Origin of the sequence: Streptomyces phaeochromogenes, assembly GCF_001418655.1 — a bacterium.
GTDB lineage: Bacteria > Actinomycetota > Actinomycetes > Streptomycetales > Streptomycetaceae > Streptomyces > Streptomyces phaeochromogenes.
Genome location: NZ_LIQZ01000339.1, coordinates 1 through 17167, shown reverse-complemented (window position 1 = coordinate 17167; position 17167 = coordinate 1). Strand labels below are relative to the sequence as shown.

Sequence of the window (17167 nt, the reverse complement as noted above, 5' to 3'; positions counted from 1 at the left end):
GATCGCGGTGCGCACCTCGCGGGCCTGGTCCCATTCCGCGCCGTACTCGCTGGTGGGCGCGATACCGCATACAGGCCGGGCCAGCGGCCGGATGTCCAGCTTCGGGTGCGCTGGGCCGGGTTCTTCCAGATTTCCGGCGCTTGCCCCTCTGACTCGCTCTGCAGTGCTCAGCACGGTATTTCGGGGACGAGTTCGGGGGCACGGGGCATGGCGCGTGTGGTGGCGGTGCACGGTGTCGGCAAGCAGACGCTCGGCGAGGAGTCGCTGCGCCGACTGTGGTTACCGGCCCTCAACGACGGCCTCACCCGCGCCCGGGTGCCCCGTCCCCTGACGGAGCCGGATGTAGCGGTGGCCTTCTACGGCGACCTGTTCCGCCCCCAAGGCGAGTTCCTCGCCGTCGGTGATCCCCCCTACACAGCCGCGAATGCCGAAGAAGGCCTCGAACAGGAGCTGTTGCTCGCCTGGTGGCAGTCGGCCGCCGACAGCGATCCGGCCGTGGTCCCACCGGACGCGGAGGACACCCTGGTCTCGACACCGCGGTCGGTGCAGGCTGGGCTGCGGGCCCTGTCGGGGTCGCGGTTCTTCGCCGGCGTCGCGTTGCGGGCGATGGTGTTCGACCTGAAGCAGGTCAGCCGATACCTCACCGACCCCGGCCTGCGTGCGCAGGCCCTGGCCCGGGTCACCGACCAGATCGGCGAGGACACACGGGTCGTCGTCGCGCACTCGCTGGGCTCGGTGGTCGCCTACGAGGCGCTGTGCGCGCGCCCCGGCCACCAGGTGCGGGCCCTGGTCACCATCGGGTCCCCGCTGGGGATTTCGAACCTGATCCTGCACCGCCTCCAGCCGTCACCGGTCACCCTTGGCGGCCGGCCGCGCGGGGTGTGGCCCGGCGGCGAGCGGCTGGTGTGGACGAACCTGGCCGACGCCGGGGACGTGGTCGCCCTGGTGAAAGACCTGCGCCCGGCGTTCGGGGCGCAGGTGCGCTGCGCGGTGGTACACAACGGTGCGACGGCGCACGATGCGTCCGCGTATCTGACGGACAGGCTGTGCGGGCAGGCGATCACGGACGGTCTGGCGTGAGCGGCTCCGCCGACGGCTCGGGCGGGCACACGCGAAGGGCGTACGTTCCCGAGTGATCGATTGACTGGGATCGAGTAGGCCCGCGTTGCCGCGGGTTGGGAAGGCACGCCCGTGCTCAGCGTAGTGAACGCCGACGGCACCACCGCCAACGGCTCCTCTCTGATCGACGAGATCGTCCGCGAGGGCGCACGAAGGATGCTGGCCGCCGCGCTAGAGGCCGAAGTCAACGCATATATAGCCGAGTTGGCTGATCAGCGAGACGAGAAGGGCCACCGCTTGGTCGTCCGCAACGGCTACCACCAGCCGCGGAAGGTCACCACCGCGGCCGGGGCGGTCGAGGTGAAGGCCCCGCGCGTGAACGACAAGCGGGTAGTCGAGGCCACGGGCGAGCGCAAGCGGTTCTCCTCGGCGATCCTGCCGCCGTGGTGCCCGCAAGTCGCCGAAGGTCAGCGAGGTGCTGCCCCTGCTCTACCTGCACGGCCTGTCCACCGGTGACTTCGTGCCCGCCCTGGAGCAGTTCCTGGGCAGCCCAGCCGGGCTTTCCCCGGCGACGGTCACCCGGCTGACCCAGCAGTGGCAGGCCGACCACGCCGCCTTCATGGACCGCGACCTATCCGAGGTCGACTACGTGTACGTGTGGGCCGACGGCATCCGAACGTCTCCGGCAGATGCCGCCAGGCGCACCCGCTGGTAAGCACATACACGACCGCCGTGCACACGGCCCGCTCGTCACACGGAGCGGTCCCGCCGCCCTGCGGACGGGAGTTGAACGACGGCAGCAACGGTGCGACCAGCTACGGTGTCCTATGTGGTGATCGCTCGCTGGGTTGTTCATGGGGCGGGGTACGTGGAGTTGAATTGTTCCGGACGGGCTGTGGGAGATTGCCGAGTCGCTGATCCCACCGCCGAAGGTGCGGCCACAGCGCGGCGGAACGCAGGACACGCCGGATGAGACGCTGTTCGCGGCGATCATCTACGTGCTGGTCAGCGGTTGTGCCTGGCGGGGTCTGCCGCCGTGTTTCGGGATATCGAAGTCGACCGCGCACCGCCGGTTCCTGATCTGGTCGCGGGCCGGGGTGTGGGCCCGGCCGCACGAGGCGGTGCTGCACCGACTCGATGACGCCGGCCTCATCGACGTCTCGCGCGTGGTCCTCGACTCCGCTCACGTGGGGGCTGGAAATGGGGGCGAACTCAAGGTCCGGGACCCCCTTTTCGTGTCGATGTGGCTGCCGTCGATCACCGCCCGGGACCAGTCGATCTCGTTTGCCGCGTTCAGCTGGGCAAGCAGGATCCGATGCAGATCGTCGAACACCCCGGCGTTGATCCACCGCTTGATCCGCCGCCAGCACGTCATGCCTGGCCTGAAGCCGAGTTCCTGCGGAAGGTCTTCCCAGCCGATCCCGGTGTGCAGCACGTACAAGATTCCCTGCAGGCACTGCCGATCCGGCACCGGCCGCGGACCGGGCGCCTTCATCGGGCCACGGCGGAAGCAACGGCTCGAGAAGCTCCCACAACTGATCATTTAGCAGAGCGCGTGAGCAGCTCTTTAACGTTCGTCTCAGGTTCGCTCGGTAGGAAGTAGGCATGCGGATAAGCGATGCAACCCGTATGTAGAAGGCTAGTGATGGCAGTCGACGCAGCACCATCGGGGAAAGCGCAGCCCGGCCGGTTGCGGTTGGAGGCGGCCACCAAGGCGCTGGCGACGGCGTTCCCTGTCGCCGCATGCGGGGTCACACGCCGACAACAGTGCGGGCCCGCCGCGGCCGGCCCGCAGAGCGCGCACGCGGGCGGTCGTCAGCTCCACCACAGCCGCTGCGCACCGGCGAGCGGTTCCTCGACCTGAGCGCTGCCGCGGTGCGCGAGCAGGACGCGAAGATCCCCTGAAGCATCTCGCAGACGGATGCCGTACGGATACCTCACCACACAAACGCCTGAAGAGAGGGACTGACATGAAGCCCATGGGACGCCGCGGCTTTCTCACCGCCAGCACGGCACTTGGCATTGGTGCCGGCTTGTCCACGCACGCCATTGTCTCGGAAGTGAGCGAGAACGAGACTTCGGACAAGACTTCGGACATTTCACGGCGGGACCAGGACCTGCCCTTCATCGGCACGGAGGAGACCTTTTCGACTCCCACGTTGTTGAAGCTGAACTCCATCAATCAGGATCACATAGCGTTCCTTGAGGAAATTGGTCTTTCGGATCTAGGTCAACGCCGCATCGGCGATATGGATGCGGGGGGACTCAACGTTCAAATCCTCTCTGCTCATACACCCTCCGTACAAAATGTCCCTGGGCAAAGGGGCATCGACCTTGCCTATCGCCTTAACCGGCAACTTGCAGACGGGCCGATCGCCAAATATCCGGGCCGCTTCAAGGCTTTCGCCACCTTGCCCTTGCAGAGCCCGGAGGCGGCGGCGGACGAACTGGAACGCTCGGTTCGGGAAGATGGCTTCTTGGGCGCACTGACCAACGGACACATCGCGAAGAAGTATCTCGATCATCCCGATTTCGAGCCTGTGCTAACACGTGCCGTTGCTCTCGATGTGCCGATCTACCTGCATCCCGGCTATCCGGCTGACGAGGTCTTCAAGATCTACTACAGCACCACACGGTCCAAATACACGGAAGAGTACCAAGACTACATTTTCAGTGGGTCTGGATATGGCTGGCACCAGGAAGTGCTGACCCAATGCATCCGGATGATCGCGTACGGGGTTTTCGACAGATTCCCCAAACTGAAAATCATCATCGGCCACATGGGCGAAGGCCTTCCCTTCTACTACGAGCGGATCGTCAATGACATGGGCGAGCCGACCAAAGAATCGCTCGAGAAGCCCATCGGGCAATACTTCCAGGACAACTTCTGGGTCACAACCAGCGCATTCCCTCAGACCGAACTGCTCGAACTCCTGCTGAAGTACATAAGCGTGGATCGAGTGATGTTCGCAACCGACTACCCGTTCGCGGACATAAAAGAGCAGACCGACTGGTTCCGCGGAGTCGATTTGCCACGCGAAGACAAGGAAAAGATTGCATTCCGAAATGCAGAGAAACTGTTCAGAATGAAAGTGTCCGTGAAGTGATACGCCAGCGCCGGCCGGAGTGAAAGAACGCTTCGCTGTAAGGCGAGAGTACGGCCGAAGTATGCGATGCGCGGCTGCCCCATAACGCGGTCTCATACAGGCTCTTCTAAGAGGATGTCTCACGTGCTCGTGTGGTGAGCTGCGGCATCATTGCTGCTTGTGGGTGTCGATCTGTCGCAGCGGCTGGTTCCTGACGGCCTGTGGGAGCTGGTCGCACCGTTGCTGCCGTCATTCAACTCCCAGGGCGGCGGGACCGCTCCGTGTGACGAGCGGGCCGTGTTCACGGCGGTCGTGTATGTGCTGACCCGCGCCATGCCCGGTCAGCGGACTGTGGACGCGGGTCGGCGACCTGCCAGGGCTTCGCGCCTTCGCCGAACAGAACCGCTCCCTCGGCTACTAGGGCATGATGGCGATCCGTCCCTCCCATGTGCCCGTGATCAACGAGGTGTTCTCGCCCAGCTCAGCCGAACTCGCCCGCTGCGCGGAGCTGATCGCGGCGGTCGAGTCGGCACAGAGAGAAGGGACGGGCGCCGTGACCTTCCAGGGCGAGATGGTCGACGAGGCCATGGCACGCACGGCCCGCATTGTTCTTGAACGACACGGGGCATGAGCCAAGGCAGTTGTGTACGGCCTCGTGAGCGGCGACACGAACACCTGTACCGGACTCTTCACGAACCTGGCCGCACCCGACATCTGGAAGCCGTTCCGTGCCCCGCTCGCTTCTCACGGACTCGGGCACGTCATCCCTAAGTAGCCATGTTCACGGCTCCGTCCGCCACATGACGGTTCGAAGCGCCGTCGTTCTCCTGGCAACCGACCCGACGACCGGTCCGGTACGTTTCGCCCAAGCCATCGTGCCGGCCGTTCTGTGGAGCAAGCAGATCCGGCTCCTGATGCGGACTACTCCTTCGACTCGGTCATGGCGCCAGGAGTCCTCGGCCAGCGCCACGCCTGCCTGCTGACCGCAGTGCGGCACCTGGGCAAGCGTCTCGGACCTACGCCAAGCACGCTCGTCGATGTCGGCATCCACACCGTCACCTGCCTCGAGCTGTGAGAGCGCTTCAATGGCGGTCACTTCCTCCATCACGTACCCGAGGTCGGCGCCAAGGACGACGAGTCGGTGCTGACCTCGTCCCGCTGTCCTGCAACGAGATCCAGCGCCTGTTCATCACACTCATCGTCCGACCGGTTCACGACCCCGGGGGCCCGTCCGTATCGTTTTGTGTGGCCGATGACAGGCACGGACAAGGCCCGAGTATCGTCTCGAGTGGGCGCTGGTTTCCACTGCGCCGGGCCAGCAGCCCGGCCTGGTCCCTGGTCTGGTCCTCGGTCTGGTGCGACGCTACCCGTGGTGCGGGAGCGGCGGGATACCGGCGAGGCCGGCTGTCGGTTCGGGCCAGATCAGGAGAACCGGGCAAGGGGCGTGGTCGACGACGAAGCGGCTGGCCGGGCCGATGCTTTTGGGGCCCGGGCGGCTGCGGTCGCCGTCACGGGCGACGATGAGCAACTCCGCGCCCTGCGCGGCGGCCACAACTTCCCGTTCGACGCGGCCGGTGCGCTCCATGCGAGTACAGGGGCGGCCGAGGCGGTCGGCGGAGTCTTGGAGTAGTTGGTTGGTGGCGGTGGCGGCGAGGTGTTCCAGGCGGGTGCCGGGGTCGCGTTCGGGGTGGCCGCGGCCTGGCAGGCCGGCGAAGGCACCGTGCGCGGCGTCCGGGATCTCATGGCCCGTCACATGGAGCATGACGATCTCGGCGTCGTCCAGCGCGTGGGCACCGGCAGCGTCCACGCATGCAGGCCAGGTGCCTTCGACGATCCACGCGATGACGGCCATCCGCTCGCCCTCCGATGGCCAGGTGAGTCATCTCCCCACGGACGTGGCGCTACCCAACAACGCCGGCGTCGAGCAGACCAGCGCGGCGGGCGCGGAGGACAGGCCGAGCTGGGTGCACTCGCCCAGTTTCACATCGGTGTCGTAGTCGCGCACGATTCGCCGCCAGGCAAAGCCGCCGAACAGGGCCGCCAGGGATCCGGCGTTGGGTAGCCCGCTGCAGACAGGCACCAGCCGACTCAGAGCGTCGGCGAGTCCGATGTCTTCCACCGCCCGTCCCAAGTGCCCGCTGATGCGCGTGAAACTGCCTCCCACCTGGTCATCCGGTTCGTACTCGAAGGCGTGGCGACCGGCATGCTGCGCGACAACATATCGGAGAGAGATCGGCTGCACTGCCTTGATCGCATCGATCACCCGCCCGCCCACGCCGCCGGCACCATCGTCGCGGGCCGTCTGTCCTGCTCCGACGCCATGCCGACCCAGGCCGAGCAGTGGGGAGGGGTCCCGGCCGTGACGCGGTTCAATGGCGGCCATGATGCGTAGAACGTCATCCACCGCCGTCGCCGCCGTTGTCGTCGCTGTCGTGTTCACTGCTCTCATGTCGTGTTCCCCGGATCCTTCGGACGGCTCCCCTGCCGAGGGCCGGCCCAGTGGATCCGGCTCTGGGGCACCGGAGTCGGACCCCAGGCCAACTTCCACAGCGTCGGCCACGCTGTCGCCTTCGCCAACCGGGCCGTGCGCTGACGGGACGTGTGAGATCGAGGTCGCTGTGGGGGACGTCGTGACAGTGCCGGAAAAGTACGGCTTGGGTCCGATCGAGGTCACGGCGATCACCGGCGGTGAGGTCGAGATGGTCGCGCCGCTGACTGGGTCGGGCTACAGCGTTTCAGGCTGTTCCGGGGGCGGTGGTGTGTCCTCGAAGGGCAGCGGCGGTGTAGGGCTCAGCTGCGGCGAGGGACCCGCCGCGACCATCAACGACGCCATGAGCCTGAAGGTCGTCGAGATCCGCGACGCCGGCGCCGTCCTTCGTATCGAACCCGCTGGGTGACGTACGACTCGGCCCTCGGGGCAGGGTTCCGTACGAGGGTGCCGGTCACGCGGGAACGGTGCCGGGGCCGGCTGGATGCCGGCGGCGCCGACGAGTGCGACGGCAGTCCGATGAGGTCCGGTCAGTGGTGCGAGCCGGTAGCGGTGAATCCCTCAGTTACGGCGAGCAAACCTAGAGCGCCGGCTGTTGCGGGACATGAGGTCGTTGACGCGTGATCAAGTCTTACCTGCGTCGCGCCAGTTGTTGGAAGACCGCGGTGCGCCTGGACGTTGCCTCCAGATATGAAGATCAGCGAAGCTTCCAGAGCCAGCGGTGCGAGCCCGCGGTCATTGCGACACTACGAGGATGAGGGCTTGATCGTCCCCGGTCGTTTCAGCAATGGGTTCCGCGACTACTGCCAGTCCACTGTCGACCGGGTGCTCGTCATCCGCTCGCTGCTGGAGTCCGGACTGCCCGTGCGGTTGATCAAGGAGGCTCTGCCCAGCATCACTGACGAATCCGATGGTGGCACGGATGTGGTGCACGCGGAGTTCCTGCGCGAGGTGCAGAGCCATCGTGATCGCCTCGCTGCGCGTATCGCCGTTCTCAACGATCAGCGGGCGGCGCTCGATGCCTACCTACAGGAGGCTCGGCGCACTGGCCCATGACCCGCCACTTGACCTTGACGCAAGTGTGAGACTCCTACGTTTCGTGCATGGAGATCATCGAGCAGCAGCGCGGCGCCGGGCAGACGGTACGAGCACTGGTCCAGCGGTCGCAACAGGGACCGAAGGACCTGACCCTCACGACCGATCAACGCCGACCCACCCCGGGGCCCGGCGAGTACCTGATCCGTGTAGGCGCCGCCGGGGTCAACTTCGCTGACGTCATGCAGACTCATGGCACTTACGAAGGAGGCCCGCAGGCCCCCTATGTGGCGGGCTTCGAAGCCGGCGGCGAGATCGTGGGCATCGGCCCGGACGTCGAGAACCCGCTTCCGCTCGGCACCCACGTCGTCGGAGCCGGACCGGGCGCCTTCGCGCAGTACATGACGATGCCGGCCACTGGTGTACTCCCCGTGCCCTCCGGTTGGAGCGACACCGAAGCCCTCGGCTTGGTGCTGAACTGGGCCACCGCATTGGCGGCACTGAAGCCGTTGGGCGAGATCAAGACGGGTGAGGTGGTGCTCGTTCACGCAGCGGCCGGAGGCGTGGGGCAGGCTGCCGTCCGCCTCGGCCGCCACTATGGTGCACGTGTGATCGCCACGGCGTCACCGGCCAAGCACGACACCGTCAAAGCGCTCGGTGCCGACGAAGTCCTGGACAGCGCGCGCCCCGATCTGGCCGAGGAGATTACCCGCCTGACTGGCGGGGTCGACCTGGTCCTGGAATCGGTGGGACAGGCCACGTTCGAGGTGAGTCTGTCGATCACCAAACCCTTCACCGGACGCGTCGTCGTGTTCGGTGCCGCCTCCGGCGATGCCACCGTGACCACGCATGACCTGGTCTTCAAGCACCAAGTCCAGCTCAAGGGCCTGCACATCGGCGCGCTGGCGACCGCAGTACCGTCCCTCTACCAGTCGTTGCTCATCGAGATCGACGCACTCATCGCTCACGGCGTGTACCCGCCCGGCACCCCACAGGTGCACCCCCTGGCCGAGGGGCCGTCAGTGCTGCGCCAACTCGAAGCCGGGCAGACCCGCGGCAAGCACGCCCTCGATCCCTGGCGCTGAGAATGCCTGTGCCCCACCGCAACGCACCCCTGTGCCCCGAGGGGCGGCCGCGCCTCATCCGACGTTGCCGCGAGGCCCGATCGCTCACGTGGCGGCCGAGACGGGCATCGCCCGCTCGTACACGTCGAATTGGGGCAACCGCTACCGTCGCTGTGGTGAACTCGGTCTGCTCGACCGTTCCTCAGCACCCAAACACCGGCCGCCCTCGGCCAACGCGGACATCGTGGCCAGGATCGAGGCACTCCGATGCATCGAGAAGTGGTCGGCGTCCCGGATCACATGTGAGCTCGAGGGTGAAGGAGTCTCGCGCAGTCGCCGCACCGTCTCGTCGACGCCGTAGAACCCTGCGACCGTGCGCTCGTTGAGGAAGGACTCGTCTGCTGCCACGCGGTAGCCCTCGGTGTCGCGCATGAACAGTTCCATGGTGACCCAGAAGGGCCCGCCGTCCGGCTCCCGGTGCGGGCCCAACTCCGGTCCGGTCGTGGTGCACACGCGCATGCCGACGCGCGCGGGCGGGGACGCGGTGACGGCCGTGGAAGAGCCCTCGGCGCGGACACTCGGTGTCACGCGGCCCACGGGCCACTACTGCACGGCCGGCCCCCGTACGGCCTCATGCTCTCTCCCGGCGCACAGGAGGCGGCGACGTAGCCACGTTGCGACAGCGTCACCTAATTGTTATGGCGGATGACAAATAGCGTCTCCCGCACTCTGGCGCACCGGTTCCGGACCGCCGTAAGTTCCCGCTCACAACATTCAGCCGGGCGCATCACCCGACACCCGGCAATTCCCCCGAGAGCGCACTTCTCGCCTTCCTTCTCACCACCCTCGTACGTCCGGCCGTCCGGCCGTAACACCAGAAAGGACCCTGCCCATGCGCAAGGGACTCCTCTTCACCGCCGCCTCGGTGGCACTGGTCAGCTCGCTCACTGCCTGCGGCGACTCCTCGTCGGACGACAGTGACTCCGGCTCCGACGCCAAGCCGAAGATCGGTGTGATCCTCCCGGACAGCAAGTCCTCGGCCCGCTGGGAGACCGCGGACCGCAAGTACCTCTCCGAGGCGTTCAAGGCTGCCGGCGTCGAGTTCGACATCCAGAACGCCCAGGGCGACAAGCAGGAGTTCCAGACCATCGCGGACCAGATGATCACAAGCGGCGTGAACGTCCTGGTGATCGTGAACCTGGACAGCGGCACGGGCAAGGCAGTTCTGGACAAGGCCAAAGGGCAGGGCGTCGCCACGATCGACTACGACCGGCTCACCCTCGGCGGCTCCGCCCAGTACTACGTGAGCTTCGACAACACCGCGGTCGGCAAGCTGCAGGGCGAGGGTCTCAGCAAGTGCCTGAGCGACATGAAGGCCAAGAAGCCCATCGTCGCCACGCTCAACGGCTCCCCGACGGACAACAACGCCACTCTCTTCGCCGAGGGCTACAACGGCGTCCTCGACCCGAAGTACGCGTCGGGCGACTATGTGAAGGGCCCGAACCAGTCCGTCCCGGACTGGGACAACGCCCAGGCCGGCACCATCTTCGAGCAGATGCTCACCAGCGAGCCCAAGATCAGTGGCGTGCTCGCCGCCAACGACGGTCTCGGCAACGCGGCCATCGCCGTCCTTCGCAAGCAGAACCGCAACGGCGAGGTCCCGGTCACCGGCCAGGACGCCACTGTGCAGGGCCTGCAGAACATCCTTGCGGGCGACCAGTGCATGACCGTCTACAAGGCGGTCAAGAAGGAGGCCGACGCCACTGCCAGGCTCGCCATCTCCCTCGCCAAGGGCGAGAAGGGCGAGACGAACGCGACCGTCGAGGACCCCGAGGGCAAGCGCAAGGTCCCGTCCGTGCTGGAGACGCCGGTGGCCATCTACAAGGACAACGTCAAGGACGTCGTGGACGACGGCTTCGTCACCAAGGAAGAGCTGTGCACGGGCAAGTACGCCGCCCTGTGCGCCAAGGCCGGCATCAAGTAGCCCTGACCGGCCGGCCGGACCACTACCCCTGGTCCGGCCGGCCCGAACGCGGGTCCCGGCGCTCCCACCTCCCCGGGACCCGCGGCCTCACGACCGTAAGGAGCCGTCTTCCATGACAGCGACCCCGATCCTTCGACTGCGGGGGATCGACAAGAGCTTCGGCGCCGTGCAGGTACTGCACGACGTGTCCTTCGACGTCCACCCAGGGGAAGTGACCGCCCTCGTCGGAGACAACGGCGCAGGCAAGTCCACCCTGGTCAAGTGCATCGGCGGGATCCACCCGATCGACGGCGGCGAGTACTGGTTCGAAGGTGAGCAGGTCCAGATGCACAGCCCACGCGAGGCGGCGGCCCTGGGCGTCGAGATCGTGTACCAGGATCTGGCGCTCTGCGACAACCTCGACATCGTCCAGAACATGTTCCTCGGCCGCGAGAAGCGCCGGGGACTCGTCCTGGACGACGCGACGATGGAGGAGATGGCCGCCCAGACCCTCGACGGGCTGTCGGTACGCACCGTCAAGTCCATCCGCCAGCAGGTCTCCAGCCTCTCCGGCGGCCAGCGGCAGACCGTGGCCATCGCCAAGGCCGTGCTGTGGAACAGCAAGGTCGTCGTCCTGGACGAGCCCACCGCCGCGCTCGGTGTCGCCCAGACGGCACAGGTCCTCGAACTGGTCCGGCGGCTGGCCGACAACGGTCTCGCCGTGGTCCTGATCTCGCACAACATGAACGACGTCTTCGCGGTGTCCGACCGGATCGCCGCCCTCTACCTCGGCCGGATGGCCGCCCAGGTCAGCACGTCGGACGTGACGCACTCCCAGGTCGTCGAACTCATCACGTCGGGCCGCAGCGGGGACCTCGGCCTCGCCCACAGCAACGGAGTCACCGCATGACCGCCGCAGTCGCCCCCGAGAAGCCGGAACTGCCACGCGGTCCCGGTATGCCGAAGGAGAACGGAGCGGCCGGAGCCACGAGTCTGCGCTCGGTCGCCCGGAACTACGTCGATCGAGTACGCGGCGGCGAGTTGGGCGCCCTGCCCGCCGTACTCGGCCTGATCGTCCTGTGCGTGTTCTTCGCCGTCCTGCGCCCGGTCTTCCTGTCCGAGCTGAACTTCGCCAACCTGCTGACCCAGGGCGCGGGCAGCATCGCGATCGCCATGGGCCTGGTCTTCGTCCTCCTCCTCGGCGAGATCGACCTGTCCGCGGGGTACGCCAGCGGGGTCTGCGCCGCCGTCCTGGCCATCCTGCTCACCGACCACGGATGGCCCTGGTACGGCGCGGCCGGCGCGGCGATCCTCACCGGCACGTTCATCGGCCTGATGCTCGGCCTCCTGGTGGCGAAGGTCGGCATCCCCTCCTTCGTGGTCACCCTGGCCGCCTTCCTGGGGTTCCAGGGCATCGTGCTGATGCTGCTCAAGGAAGGCACCAACATCTCGATCCGGGACGAGACGATCCTGGCCGTCGCCAACAACAACCTCTCCCCCGCGCTGGGTTGGGTACTGCTCGCCGTCAGTGTCGGGGTGTACGCGGCGATCCAGCTCCGGCAGAACCGCAACCGCCGGCGGCGCCGGCTCGCCCCCGCTCCACTCACCCTGCTCGCAGTCAGGATCGGCGGATTGGCGGTGCTCGGTGCGATCGCCGTCCACCTGCTCAACCAGGAGCGCAGCCGCAACGTCATCGTCGACTCACTCAAGGGCGTGCCGATCGTGGTGCCGGTCATCGCCGTCCTGCTCGTCGCCGGTACGTTCCTGCTCCAGCGCACCTCGTTCGGCCTGCACATCTACGCGGTGGGCGGCAACGCCGAGGCGGCCCGCCGGGCCGGCATCAACGTGGCAGCCATCCGGATCTCCGCGTTCGTCATCTGCTCGTCCCTGGCCGCGGTCGGCGGCATCATCGCCGCGTCCCGGGGCAACTCGGTCGACCCCAACACCGGTGGCAGCAACGTGCTACTGCTGGCGGTCGGCGCCGCCGTGATCGGCGGGACAAGCCTGTTCGGCGGGCGGGGCAGGGTCGTTGACGCCGTGCTCGGCGGCATGGTGGTCGCGGTCATCCAGAACGGCATGGGCCTGATGGGGTACAGCTCAGGGGTCAAGTACGCTGTCACGGGTTCGGTTCTGCTGGTGGCCGCAGGCGTGGATGCGCTGTCCCGTCGCCGGGCCGTACAACGATGAGGTCTGGGGTTCCATGAAAGCCGGTCCCTCGCAGGAGGAGATTCGCCGGCACAACCTCGGCACCCTGCTCCGTCATGTGCACATCGGCGGATCCATGTCGCGGGCCGTCCTGGCCGAGCGCATGGGACTCAACCGCAGCACCATCCTGGGTCTGGTGAGCGAGCTGGGCTCGGCCGGCCTGGTCCGTGAGGAACTGCCCCGTGAGACCGGCAGGGCGGGCCGGCCGTCCCTGGTCGTGCGGCCCGAGTCCGACCGCGTGTACGTCCTCGCCTTCGACGTGGGCGTGGACCGGCTGGCCGCCGCCCGCATCGGCCTGGGCGGGGTCTTCCTCGACTACAGGGAGATCCCCGTGCTTCCCGGCCGTCGCAACGCCGGCAAGGTGGCCGAGGTCCTCGCCGGCTCCGCGCTGGAAATGGTGGGCACAGCACGGCACGGCACCTACTGCGTCGGCGTGGCCGCCGCCGTCCGCGGGATGGTGCGCCGACCCGACGGCCTCGTCCGCGCTGCCCCCCACCTCGGCTGGGAGGACGAGGAGTTCGGCGAGGACCTCATGCGCCGGCTGGGCCTCGGCCTTCCCGTCTCGGTGGGTAACGAGGCCAGTCTCGGTGCGCTCGCGGAGCACCTGCGCGGTGCCGGAGCCGGCTGCCAGGATCTCGTGTACCTGCATGGCGACATCGGCATCGGCGGCGGTGTCATCACCGGTGGCCAACTGCTGAGCGGCGACTGTGGATACGGCGGCGAGATCGGGCACATGGTCGTCAACCCGCGAAATGGCAGGCCCTGTGGCTGCGGGGCACGCGGCTGCCTCGAAGCCGAGGCGGGGGAACGCGCCCTGCTGGAGGCCGCGCAGCGCGACCCGTCGGCCACCGGCCGGGAAGCCGTACGCGCCGTCGTCGAAGCGGCCGACCGGGGCGACATCACCGCCCGCGCCGCCCTGCACGACGTCGGCGACTGGCTCGGCATCGGCGTCGCCAACCTGGTCAATGTGCTCAACCCGCGCACGGTCATCTTCGGAGGGACGCTCCGCGAGGTGTTCCTCGGCTCGGCCGCCCAGATCCGCAGCCGTATCAACCGCCTTGCCCTCACAGCCTCCCGCGAGAACCTGCGGCTGCGAGTGGGGGAACTCGGCGACGACGCGGTGCTCATCGGAGCCGCCGAACTCGCCTTCTCCGAGATCCTGGTCGGCCCTCTGGAGACGCTGGCCCGCGCCGGTGCATAGCCAGTACAGCGACGCGTCCGGCACGAAGGCCGGAGCGCGGCGCCTAGGGCGTGCAGATCATTGACTTGTCTTCTTGGCCTTGCTTGGAGTGGGGTCGGAAGCGAGGAAGGCGCGACGTCAGCCGGTGTGCGGAGGCGGGCGGTTGAGGTGTTGATGTGGTGGCCGTGGTCGGGCCTCCTGTTTCGCGCGGCTGATGGTCATCGCGGTGACGCCGAAGAGCTGACCGAGGAAATCCATGGTGGCGAGTTTGCGCAGGTGGAATACGGTGGCCAGGATTCCCTCGGCTGGGGTGAGTTTGGCTTTGGCACCTGTGCCGGGGGCGACCAGGCGCTCGTGACCGCGACGTGCGCGGAGCACTCGCTCGCGTTGAACCTCCAGCGCAGGAGACAGCGTGGCAATGAGTTCGCTGAGCTGTTGGCATGTCATGCCGGTAGGTTCAGGGTTGGCTTCGTCAGTGACAAGTGACTCCATTGGTAGGTCGGTTTTGACTCCACTTGGCGGCCGTGGGACCGAGTTGTGTAGCTGCGAAGGGACTCCACCGAGGGCTTGCTTTGGGGACCGATGGCGCTCGCGGAGCCGAGGATCTCCGGCGCCCCGCATCCGCGTTTCGAGGCCCGGGCAGTGTTGTTTGGTTCGGCAGAACCTAATTCCTTTGCGCCCGCGCAGCTCCGACACCCAGACTGTGCCGGTGCTGATCCGACGCGAAGCGCCCGCCGACATTCCCGCCGTACGCGCTGTCACCGCAGCCGCGTTCGCCAAGCAGGGGACCGCGATCCCTGCCGAGGTCGCTCTGCTGGACGAACTGCACGACTGCGAGGGCTGGCTGCCGGAGCTGTCGCTCGTGGCGGTGAATGAGCGGGATGAGGTCGTCGGACATGTGATCTGTACCCGGGGACACGTCGACGCCGCCCCGGTCCTGGGGCTCGGCCCGCTCAGTGTGCGCCCCGACCAGCAGCGTCGCGGCGTCGGGCTGGCGCTGGTCCACGCCGTGCTCGGTGCGGCGGACGCTCTCAGGGAGCCGCTCGTCGCGCTGCTCGGCAGCCCTGCGTACTACGGCCGTTACGGCTTCCGCCCCGGCATGCATTACGGCATCACCCCGCCGGACCCCGACTATGGCGAGTACTTCCAGGTACGGACCCTTTCGGCGTACGAGCCGACACTGCGCGGCACCTTCACATACGCCGCGCCCTTCGACCATCTCTAAGGCCTGTCCTGTAATCGATCTTCGGGCCGATGCGGCGGCGGTTTCTCTGCAAGGGGCGCTCGCCCGGTCGGCGAAGGTGAGCTGGTGCAGGCGGGTGCTGCCGAGCATGACGGCTGCGCATAGGCTGCCCCATGGTTCGACCTAGCCACTGGGGCAGGCTCGTCTGGGGGTGATTTACCTGATAGCTCGTCATCGGTCTGCGGCTGGAGCATCAGTGGCTCGCCGGGTGGGCAGGGCTCTGGGGCTGGTCGCAGTTGCGGCGGCCGTGCTGGCGGCGCTGTTGTTGTCGCCTTTCGTGCTGCAGGACGTCGCCGGTTCCAATGGCGTGGACTGGAACAGGCTGAGTCAGATCGGCGCCGCGTACGGCTTCACGTCGGCGATCGTCTCGGCGCTCGCGTTGGCCGGTGTTGCCGGTTCGCTGATTGTCCAGAACCGGCAGGCCAGGGCGGAGCAGGTCCAGGGGATTCGCAGCTACTACCTTGAACTGGTTCGCCTGGAACTTGAGGACATGGCGCTTTACCAGCCTGTCTGGGGCGACACGGACATCGCCGATCCCCATGAGCGGAAGCGGCATGTCTATGCCGACCTCATGATGAACTACGCCTGGATGGGTTACGAGATCGGGACCATTCGCGAGCCTCTCCTGCGGGACATGCTGTCCGGGATGTTCACCGGAGAGGCTGGGCGGCACTACTGGAGCAGGGCCCGCACCTCATGGACCGCCAGTTCGTCAGGAAGCCGTATCGGTCGTCGCTTCCTGGCCATCGTGGGCGAGGAGCACGCTCGCGCTGTTGCTGCCGGACCGCCGACGCGCTCGGCCGTCGCCCCGAGTCCGCCCGACGTGCCTGCCGCAGGAGCGGCGCCCGTATGGTGGACGGCGGCCGGCGCCCTGATCGGCCTGGGTACCGGCTTGGCACTCGGATCGCTGTTGCGCAGTCGGCGCTGAGGGCCGTTGGGCACGAGTTGGATGATCATGGTGTGACTGGTGTGATCACGGCGTTGGAGCCGTCTTGGATAGGCCCGTTCTCCCGGCTGAGCCCGCGCTGCTTCGGGAAGTTGGTGACCGCGCTGCGGCGTGAGGGGGCCGACGCGGTTGGCCGGGGACGGCCCTGGGGCCTGCCTCTGGAGGACCGAGTGCTGCTGGTCGCGGCCTACTGGCGCACGAACTTGACGATGCGCCAGCTGGCCCTGCTGTTCGGCATCTCGAAGTCTGCGGCAGACCGGATCATCGACCACCTCGGCCCGCTGATGTCTCTGCGGCCGCGGCGCCGGTTCTCCAAGGACACTGTCCTGATCGTGGACGGCACCCTGGTTCCCACCCGTGACCACGAGGTAGCCGAGCAGTCCAAGAACTATCGGTACTCCACCAACCACCAGGTCGTGATCGACGCCGACAGCCGACTCGTTGTCGTGGTCGGCCGACCGCTGCCCGACAACCGCAATGACTGCAAGGCATGGGAGCTATCAGGCGCCAAGGACGCTGTCGGCAGGACCACGGTGATCGCGGACGGCGGCTACCGGGGCACCGGTATGGTCATTCCGCATCGCCGCGCGCGCGGTCAGACCGAACTGCCGGCATGGAGGAGGATCACAACGCCTCGCACCGCAAGGTCCGCGCCCGAGTCGAGCATGCCTTCGCTCGGATGAAGGGCTGGAAGATCCTCCGCGACTGCCGCCTAAAAGGCGACGGCGCCCACTACGCCATGCTCGGCATCGCCCGCCTCCACAATCTCGCTCTCACGGGATAACGGCTGGTGCCACTGGTCAGCCCTGCGCCTCGATCCGTAGAAGATCGTTTACGGGACAACCTTTACGAGTTCGTGCACGGTAAGCGGTGAGATGTCGAGAACTTCGCTGTGGCC

At 67.2% G+C, this 17167-nt stretch carries 18 protein-coding genes and 5 pseudogenes; 17 read left to right on the top strand and 6 right to left on the bottom strand.

Going from position 1 to position 17167, the window contains the following annotated elements; translation table 11 throughout:
* Positions 1–207 precede the first annotated feature (207 nt).
* The gene (locus tag AOK17_RS36545; RefSeq protein WP_206190899.1) at positions 208–1080 is read left to right on the top strand and encodes a lipase family protein; all 873 of its coding nucleotides are present in this window, start codon (positions 208–210) and stop codon (positions 1078–1080) included.
* 111 nt (positions 1081–1191) lie between these two features.
* A pseudogene (locus tag AOK17_RS36540) lies at positions 1192–1732 on the top strand (transposase); the annotation flags it as partial.
* On the opposite strand, the gene AOK17_RS54135 reads toward AOK17_RS36540, so the two are convergent.
* Positions 1677–1862, bottom strand: a complete 186-nt coding sequence (locus tag AOK17_RS54135; protein ID WP_206190898.1) for a transposase — start codon at positions 1860–1862, stop codon at positions 1677–1679. The pseudogene AOK17_RS36540 and the gene AOK17_RS54135 overlap by 56 nt on opposite strands.
* Positions 1863–1937: 75 nt before the next feature.
* Between AOK17_RS54135 and AOK17_RS36535 the strand changes: the two are divergent.
* Positions 1938–2270: pseudogene (locus tag AOK17_RS36535) on the top strand (transposase); the annotation flags it as partial.
* Here the strand turns inward: AOK17_RS36535 and AOK17_RS49205 are convergent.
* Positions 2243–2554, bottom strand: a complete 312-nt coding sequence (locus tag AOK17_RS49205) for a transposase (RefSeq protein WP_157881475.1) — start codon at positions 2552–2554, stop codon at positions 2243–2245. The pseudogene AOK17_RS36535 and the gene AOK17_RS49205 sit on opposite strands and share 28 nt — an antisense overlap.
* 475 nt (positions 2555–3029) lie before the next feature.
* Here AOK17_RS49205 and AOK17_RS36530 point away from each other — a divergent pair, with 475 nt between their 5' ends.
* The 3 genes from AOK17_RS36530 (at position 3030) to AOK17_RS50980 (ending at position 5220) form a co-directional block, all read left to right on the top strand.
* Positions 3030–4166, top strand: a complete 1137-nt coding sequence (locus AOK17_RS36530; protein ID WP_055616900.1) for an amidohydrolase family protein — start codon at positions 3030–3032, stop codon at positions 4164–4166.
* Positions 4167–4569: 403 nt separating this feature from the next.
* Positions 4570–4776: a hypothetical protein gene (locus AOK17_RS36525; RefSeq protein ID WP_055616899.1), complete on the top strand. Its 207-nt coding sequence runs from the start codon at positions 4570–4572 to the stop codon at positions 4774–4776.
* A gap of 258 nt (positions 4777–5034) precedes the next feature.
* Positions 5035–5220 (top strand): hypothetical protein, encoded by a 186-nt coding sequence (locus tag AOK17_RS50980; protein ID WP_157881473.1) that lies wholly within the window; start codon positions 5035–5037, stop codon positions 5218–5220.
* Positions 5221–5508: 288 nt separating this feature from the next.
* Here the strand turns inward: AOK17_RS50980 and AOK17_RS36515 are convergent, their stop codons facing one another.
* Positions 5509–5997, bottom strand: a complete 489-nt coding sequence (locus AOK17_RS36515) for a universal stress protein (RefSeq protein WP_055616897.1) — start codon at positions 5995–5997, stop codon at positions 5509–5511.
* A 27-nt stretch (positions 5998–6024) separates the two neighbouring features.
* Positions 6025–6594, bottom strand: a complete 570-nt coding sequence (locus AOK17_RS50975) for a hypothetical protein (RefSeq protein ID WP_157881472.1) — start codon at positions 6592–6594, stop codon at positions 6025–6027.
* A 169-nt stretch (positions 6595–6763) separates the two neighbouring features.
* Here AOK17_RS50975 and AOK17_RS36505 point away from each other — a divergent pair, with 169 nt between their 5' ends.
* The 4 genes from AOK17_RS36505 (at position 6764) to AOK17_RS54130 (ending at position 9093) form a co-directional block, all read left to right on the top strand.
* Positions 6764–7042 carry a hypothetical protein gene (locus AOK17_RS36505; protein WP_055616895.1) on the top strand — a complete coding sequence of 93 codons (279 nt, stop codon included), beginning with the start codon at positions 6764–6766 and terminating at the stop codon, positions 7040–7042.
* A 281-nt stretch (positions 7043–7323) separates the two neighbouring features.
* The gene (locus AOK17_RS36500; RefSeq protein ID WP_055616894.1) at positions 7324–7689 is read left to right on the top strand and encodes a MerR family transcriptional regulator; all 366 of its coding nucleotides are present in this window, start codon (positions 7324–7326) and stop codon (positions 7687–7689) included.
* A 47-nt stretch (positions 7690–7736) separates the two neighbouring features.
* Entirely contained in the window at positions 7737–8753 is a 1017-nt protein-coding gene (locus tag AOK17_RS36495) for an NADPH:quinone oxidoreductase family protein (RefSeq protein WP_055616893.1), read from the top strand.
* 31 nt (positions 8754–8784) lie between these two features.
* Positions 8785–9093 (top strand): helix-turn-helix domain-containing protein, encoded by a 309-nt coding sequence (locus AOK17_RS54130; RefSeq protein ID WP_157881471.1) that lies wholly within the window; start codon positions 8785–8787, stop codon positions 9091–9093.
* Here AOK17_RS54130 and AOK17_RS54125 read toward each other — a convergent pair.
* Positions 9087–9251: pseudogene (locus tag AOK17_RS54125) on the bottom strand (hypothetical protein); the annotation flags it as partial. The gene AOK17_RS54130 and the pseudogene AOK17_RS54125 sit on opposite strands and share 7 nt — an antisense overlap.
* Positions 9252–9624: 373 nt before the next feature.
* Here AOK17_RS54125 and AOK17_RS36485 point away from each other — a divergent pair.
* The 4 genes from AOK17_RS36485 to AOK17_RS36470 all read left to right on the top strand — a co-directional run bounded on the left by AOK17_RS36485 (position 9625) and on the right by AOK17_RS36470 (position 14101).
* Positions 9625–10716 carry a sugar ABC transporter substrate-binding protein gene (locus AOK17_RS36485; protein ID WP_055616891.1) on the top strand — a complete coding sequence of 364 codons (1092 nt, stop codon included), beginning with the start codon at positions 9625–9627 and terminating at the stop codon, positions 10714–10716.
* A 112-nt stretch (positions 10717–10828) separates the two neighbouring features.
* Positions 10829–11605: an ATP-binding cassette domain-containing protein gene (locus AOK17_RS36480; RefSeq protein ID WP_055616890.1), complete on the top strand. Its 777-nt coding sequence runs from the start codon at positions 10829–10831 to the stop codon at positions 11603–11605.
* Complete coding sequence (locus AOK17_RS36475) at positions 11602–12882, top strand: sugar ABC transporter permease (protein WP_079053474.1); 1281 nt, start codon at positions 11602–11604, stop codon at positions 12880–12882. The genes AOK17_RS36480 and AOK17_RS36475 overlap by 4 nt, the downstream gene beginning before the upstream one ends.
* Before the next feature lie 13 nt (positions 12883–12895).
* A complete protein-coding gene (locus AOK17_RS36470; RefSeq protein ID WP_055616902.1) occupies positions 12896–14101 on the top strand; it encodes an ROK family protein in 1206 nt (401 codons plus the stop codon).
* 57 nt (positions 14102–14158) lie between these two features.
* On the opposite strand, the pseudogene AOK17_RS50970 reads toward AOK17_RS36470, so the two are convergent.
* Positions 14159–14542, bottom strand: a pseudogene (locus AOK17_RS50970) (helix-turn-helix domain-containing protein); the annotation flags it as partial.
* 247 nt (positions 14543–14789) lie between these two features.
* Between AOK17_RS50970 and AOK17_RS36460 the strand changes: the two are divergent.
* From AOK17_RS36460 to AOK17_RS36450, 3 genes and pseudogenes are all read left to right on the top strand, one after another.
* The gene (locus AOK17_RS36460) at positions 14790–15305 is read left to right on the top strand and encodes a GNAT family N-acetyltransferase (RefSeq protein WP_055616901.1); all 516 of its coding nucleotides are present in this window, start codon (positions 14790–14792) and stop codon (positions 15303–15305) included.
* A 214-nt stretch (positions 15306–15519) separates the two neighbouring features.
* Positions 15520–16251, top strand: coding sequence for a DUF6082 family protein (locus AOK17_RS36455; protein WP_055616888.1), 732 nt, complete (start codon positions 15520–15522; stop codon positions 16249–16251).
* A 32-nt stretch (positions 16252–16283) separates the two neighbouring features.
* A pseudogene (locus AOK17_RS36450) lies at positions 16284–17053 on the top strand (transposase).
* The last annotated feature ends 114 nt before the right edge of the window (positions 17054–17167 follow it).

Bases quoted from the DNA above. Each gene is read 5' to 3' on its own strand.
- AOK17_RS36545 (WP_206190899.1), top strand. From the start codon at position 208: ATGGCGCGTGTGGTGGCGGTGCACGGTGTCGGCAAGCAGACGCTCGGC.
- AOK17_RS49205 (WP_157881475.1), bottom strand. From the start codon at position 2,554: ATGAAGGCGCCCGGTCCGCGGCCGGTGCCGGATCGGCAGTGCCTGCAG.
- AOK17_RS36530 (WP_055616900.1), top strand. From the start codon at position 3,030: ATGAAGCCCATGGGACGCCGCGGCTTTCTCACCGCCAGCACGGCACTT.
- AOK17_RS36525 (WP_055616899.1), top strand. From the start codon at position 4,570: ATGATGGCGATCCGTCCCTCCCATGTGCCCGTGATCAACGAGGTGTTC.
- AOK17_RS36515 (WP_055616897.1), bottom strand. From the start codon at position 5,997: ATGGCCGTCATCGCGTGGATCGTCGAAGGCACCTGGCCTGCATGCGTG.
- AOK17_RS50975 (WP_157881472.1), bottom strand. From the start codon at position 6,594: ATGAGAGCAGTGAACACGACAGCGACGACAACGGCGGCGACGGCGGTG.
- AOK17_RS36500 (WP_055616894.1), top strand. From the start codon at position 7,324: ATGAAGATCAGCGAAGCTTCCAGAGCCAGCGGTGCGAGCCCGCGGTCA.
- AOK17_RS36495 (WP_055616893.1), top strand. From the start codon at position 7,737: ATGGAGATCATCGAGCAGCAGCGCGGCGCCGGGCAGACGGTACGAGCA.
- AOK17_RS36485 (WP_055616891.1), top strand. From the start codon at position 9,625: ATGCGCAAGGGACTCCTCTTCACCGCCGCCTCGGTGGCACTGGTCAGC.
- AOK17_RS36480 (WP_055616890.1), top strand. From the start codon at position 10,829: ATGACAGCGACCCCGATCCTTCGACTGCGGGGGATCGACAAGAGCTTC.
- AOK17_RS36475 (WP_079053474.1), top strand. From the start codon at position 11,602: ATGACCGCCGCAGTCGCCCCCGAGAAGCCGGAACTGCCACGCGGTCCC.
- AOK17_RS36470 (WP_055616902.1), top strand. From the start codon at position 12,896: ATGAAAGCCGGTCCCTCGCAGGAGGAGATTCGCCGGCACAACCTCGGC.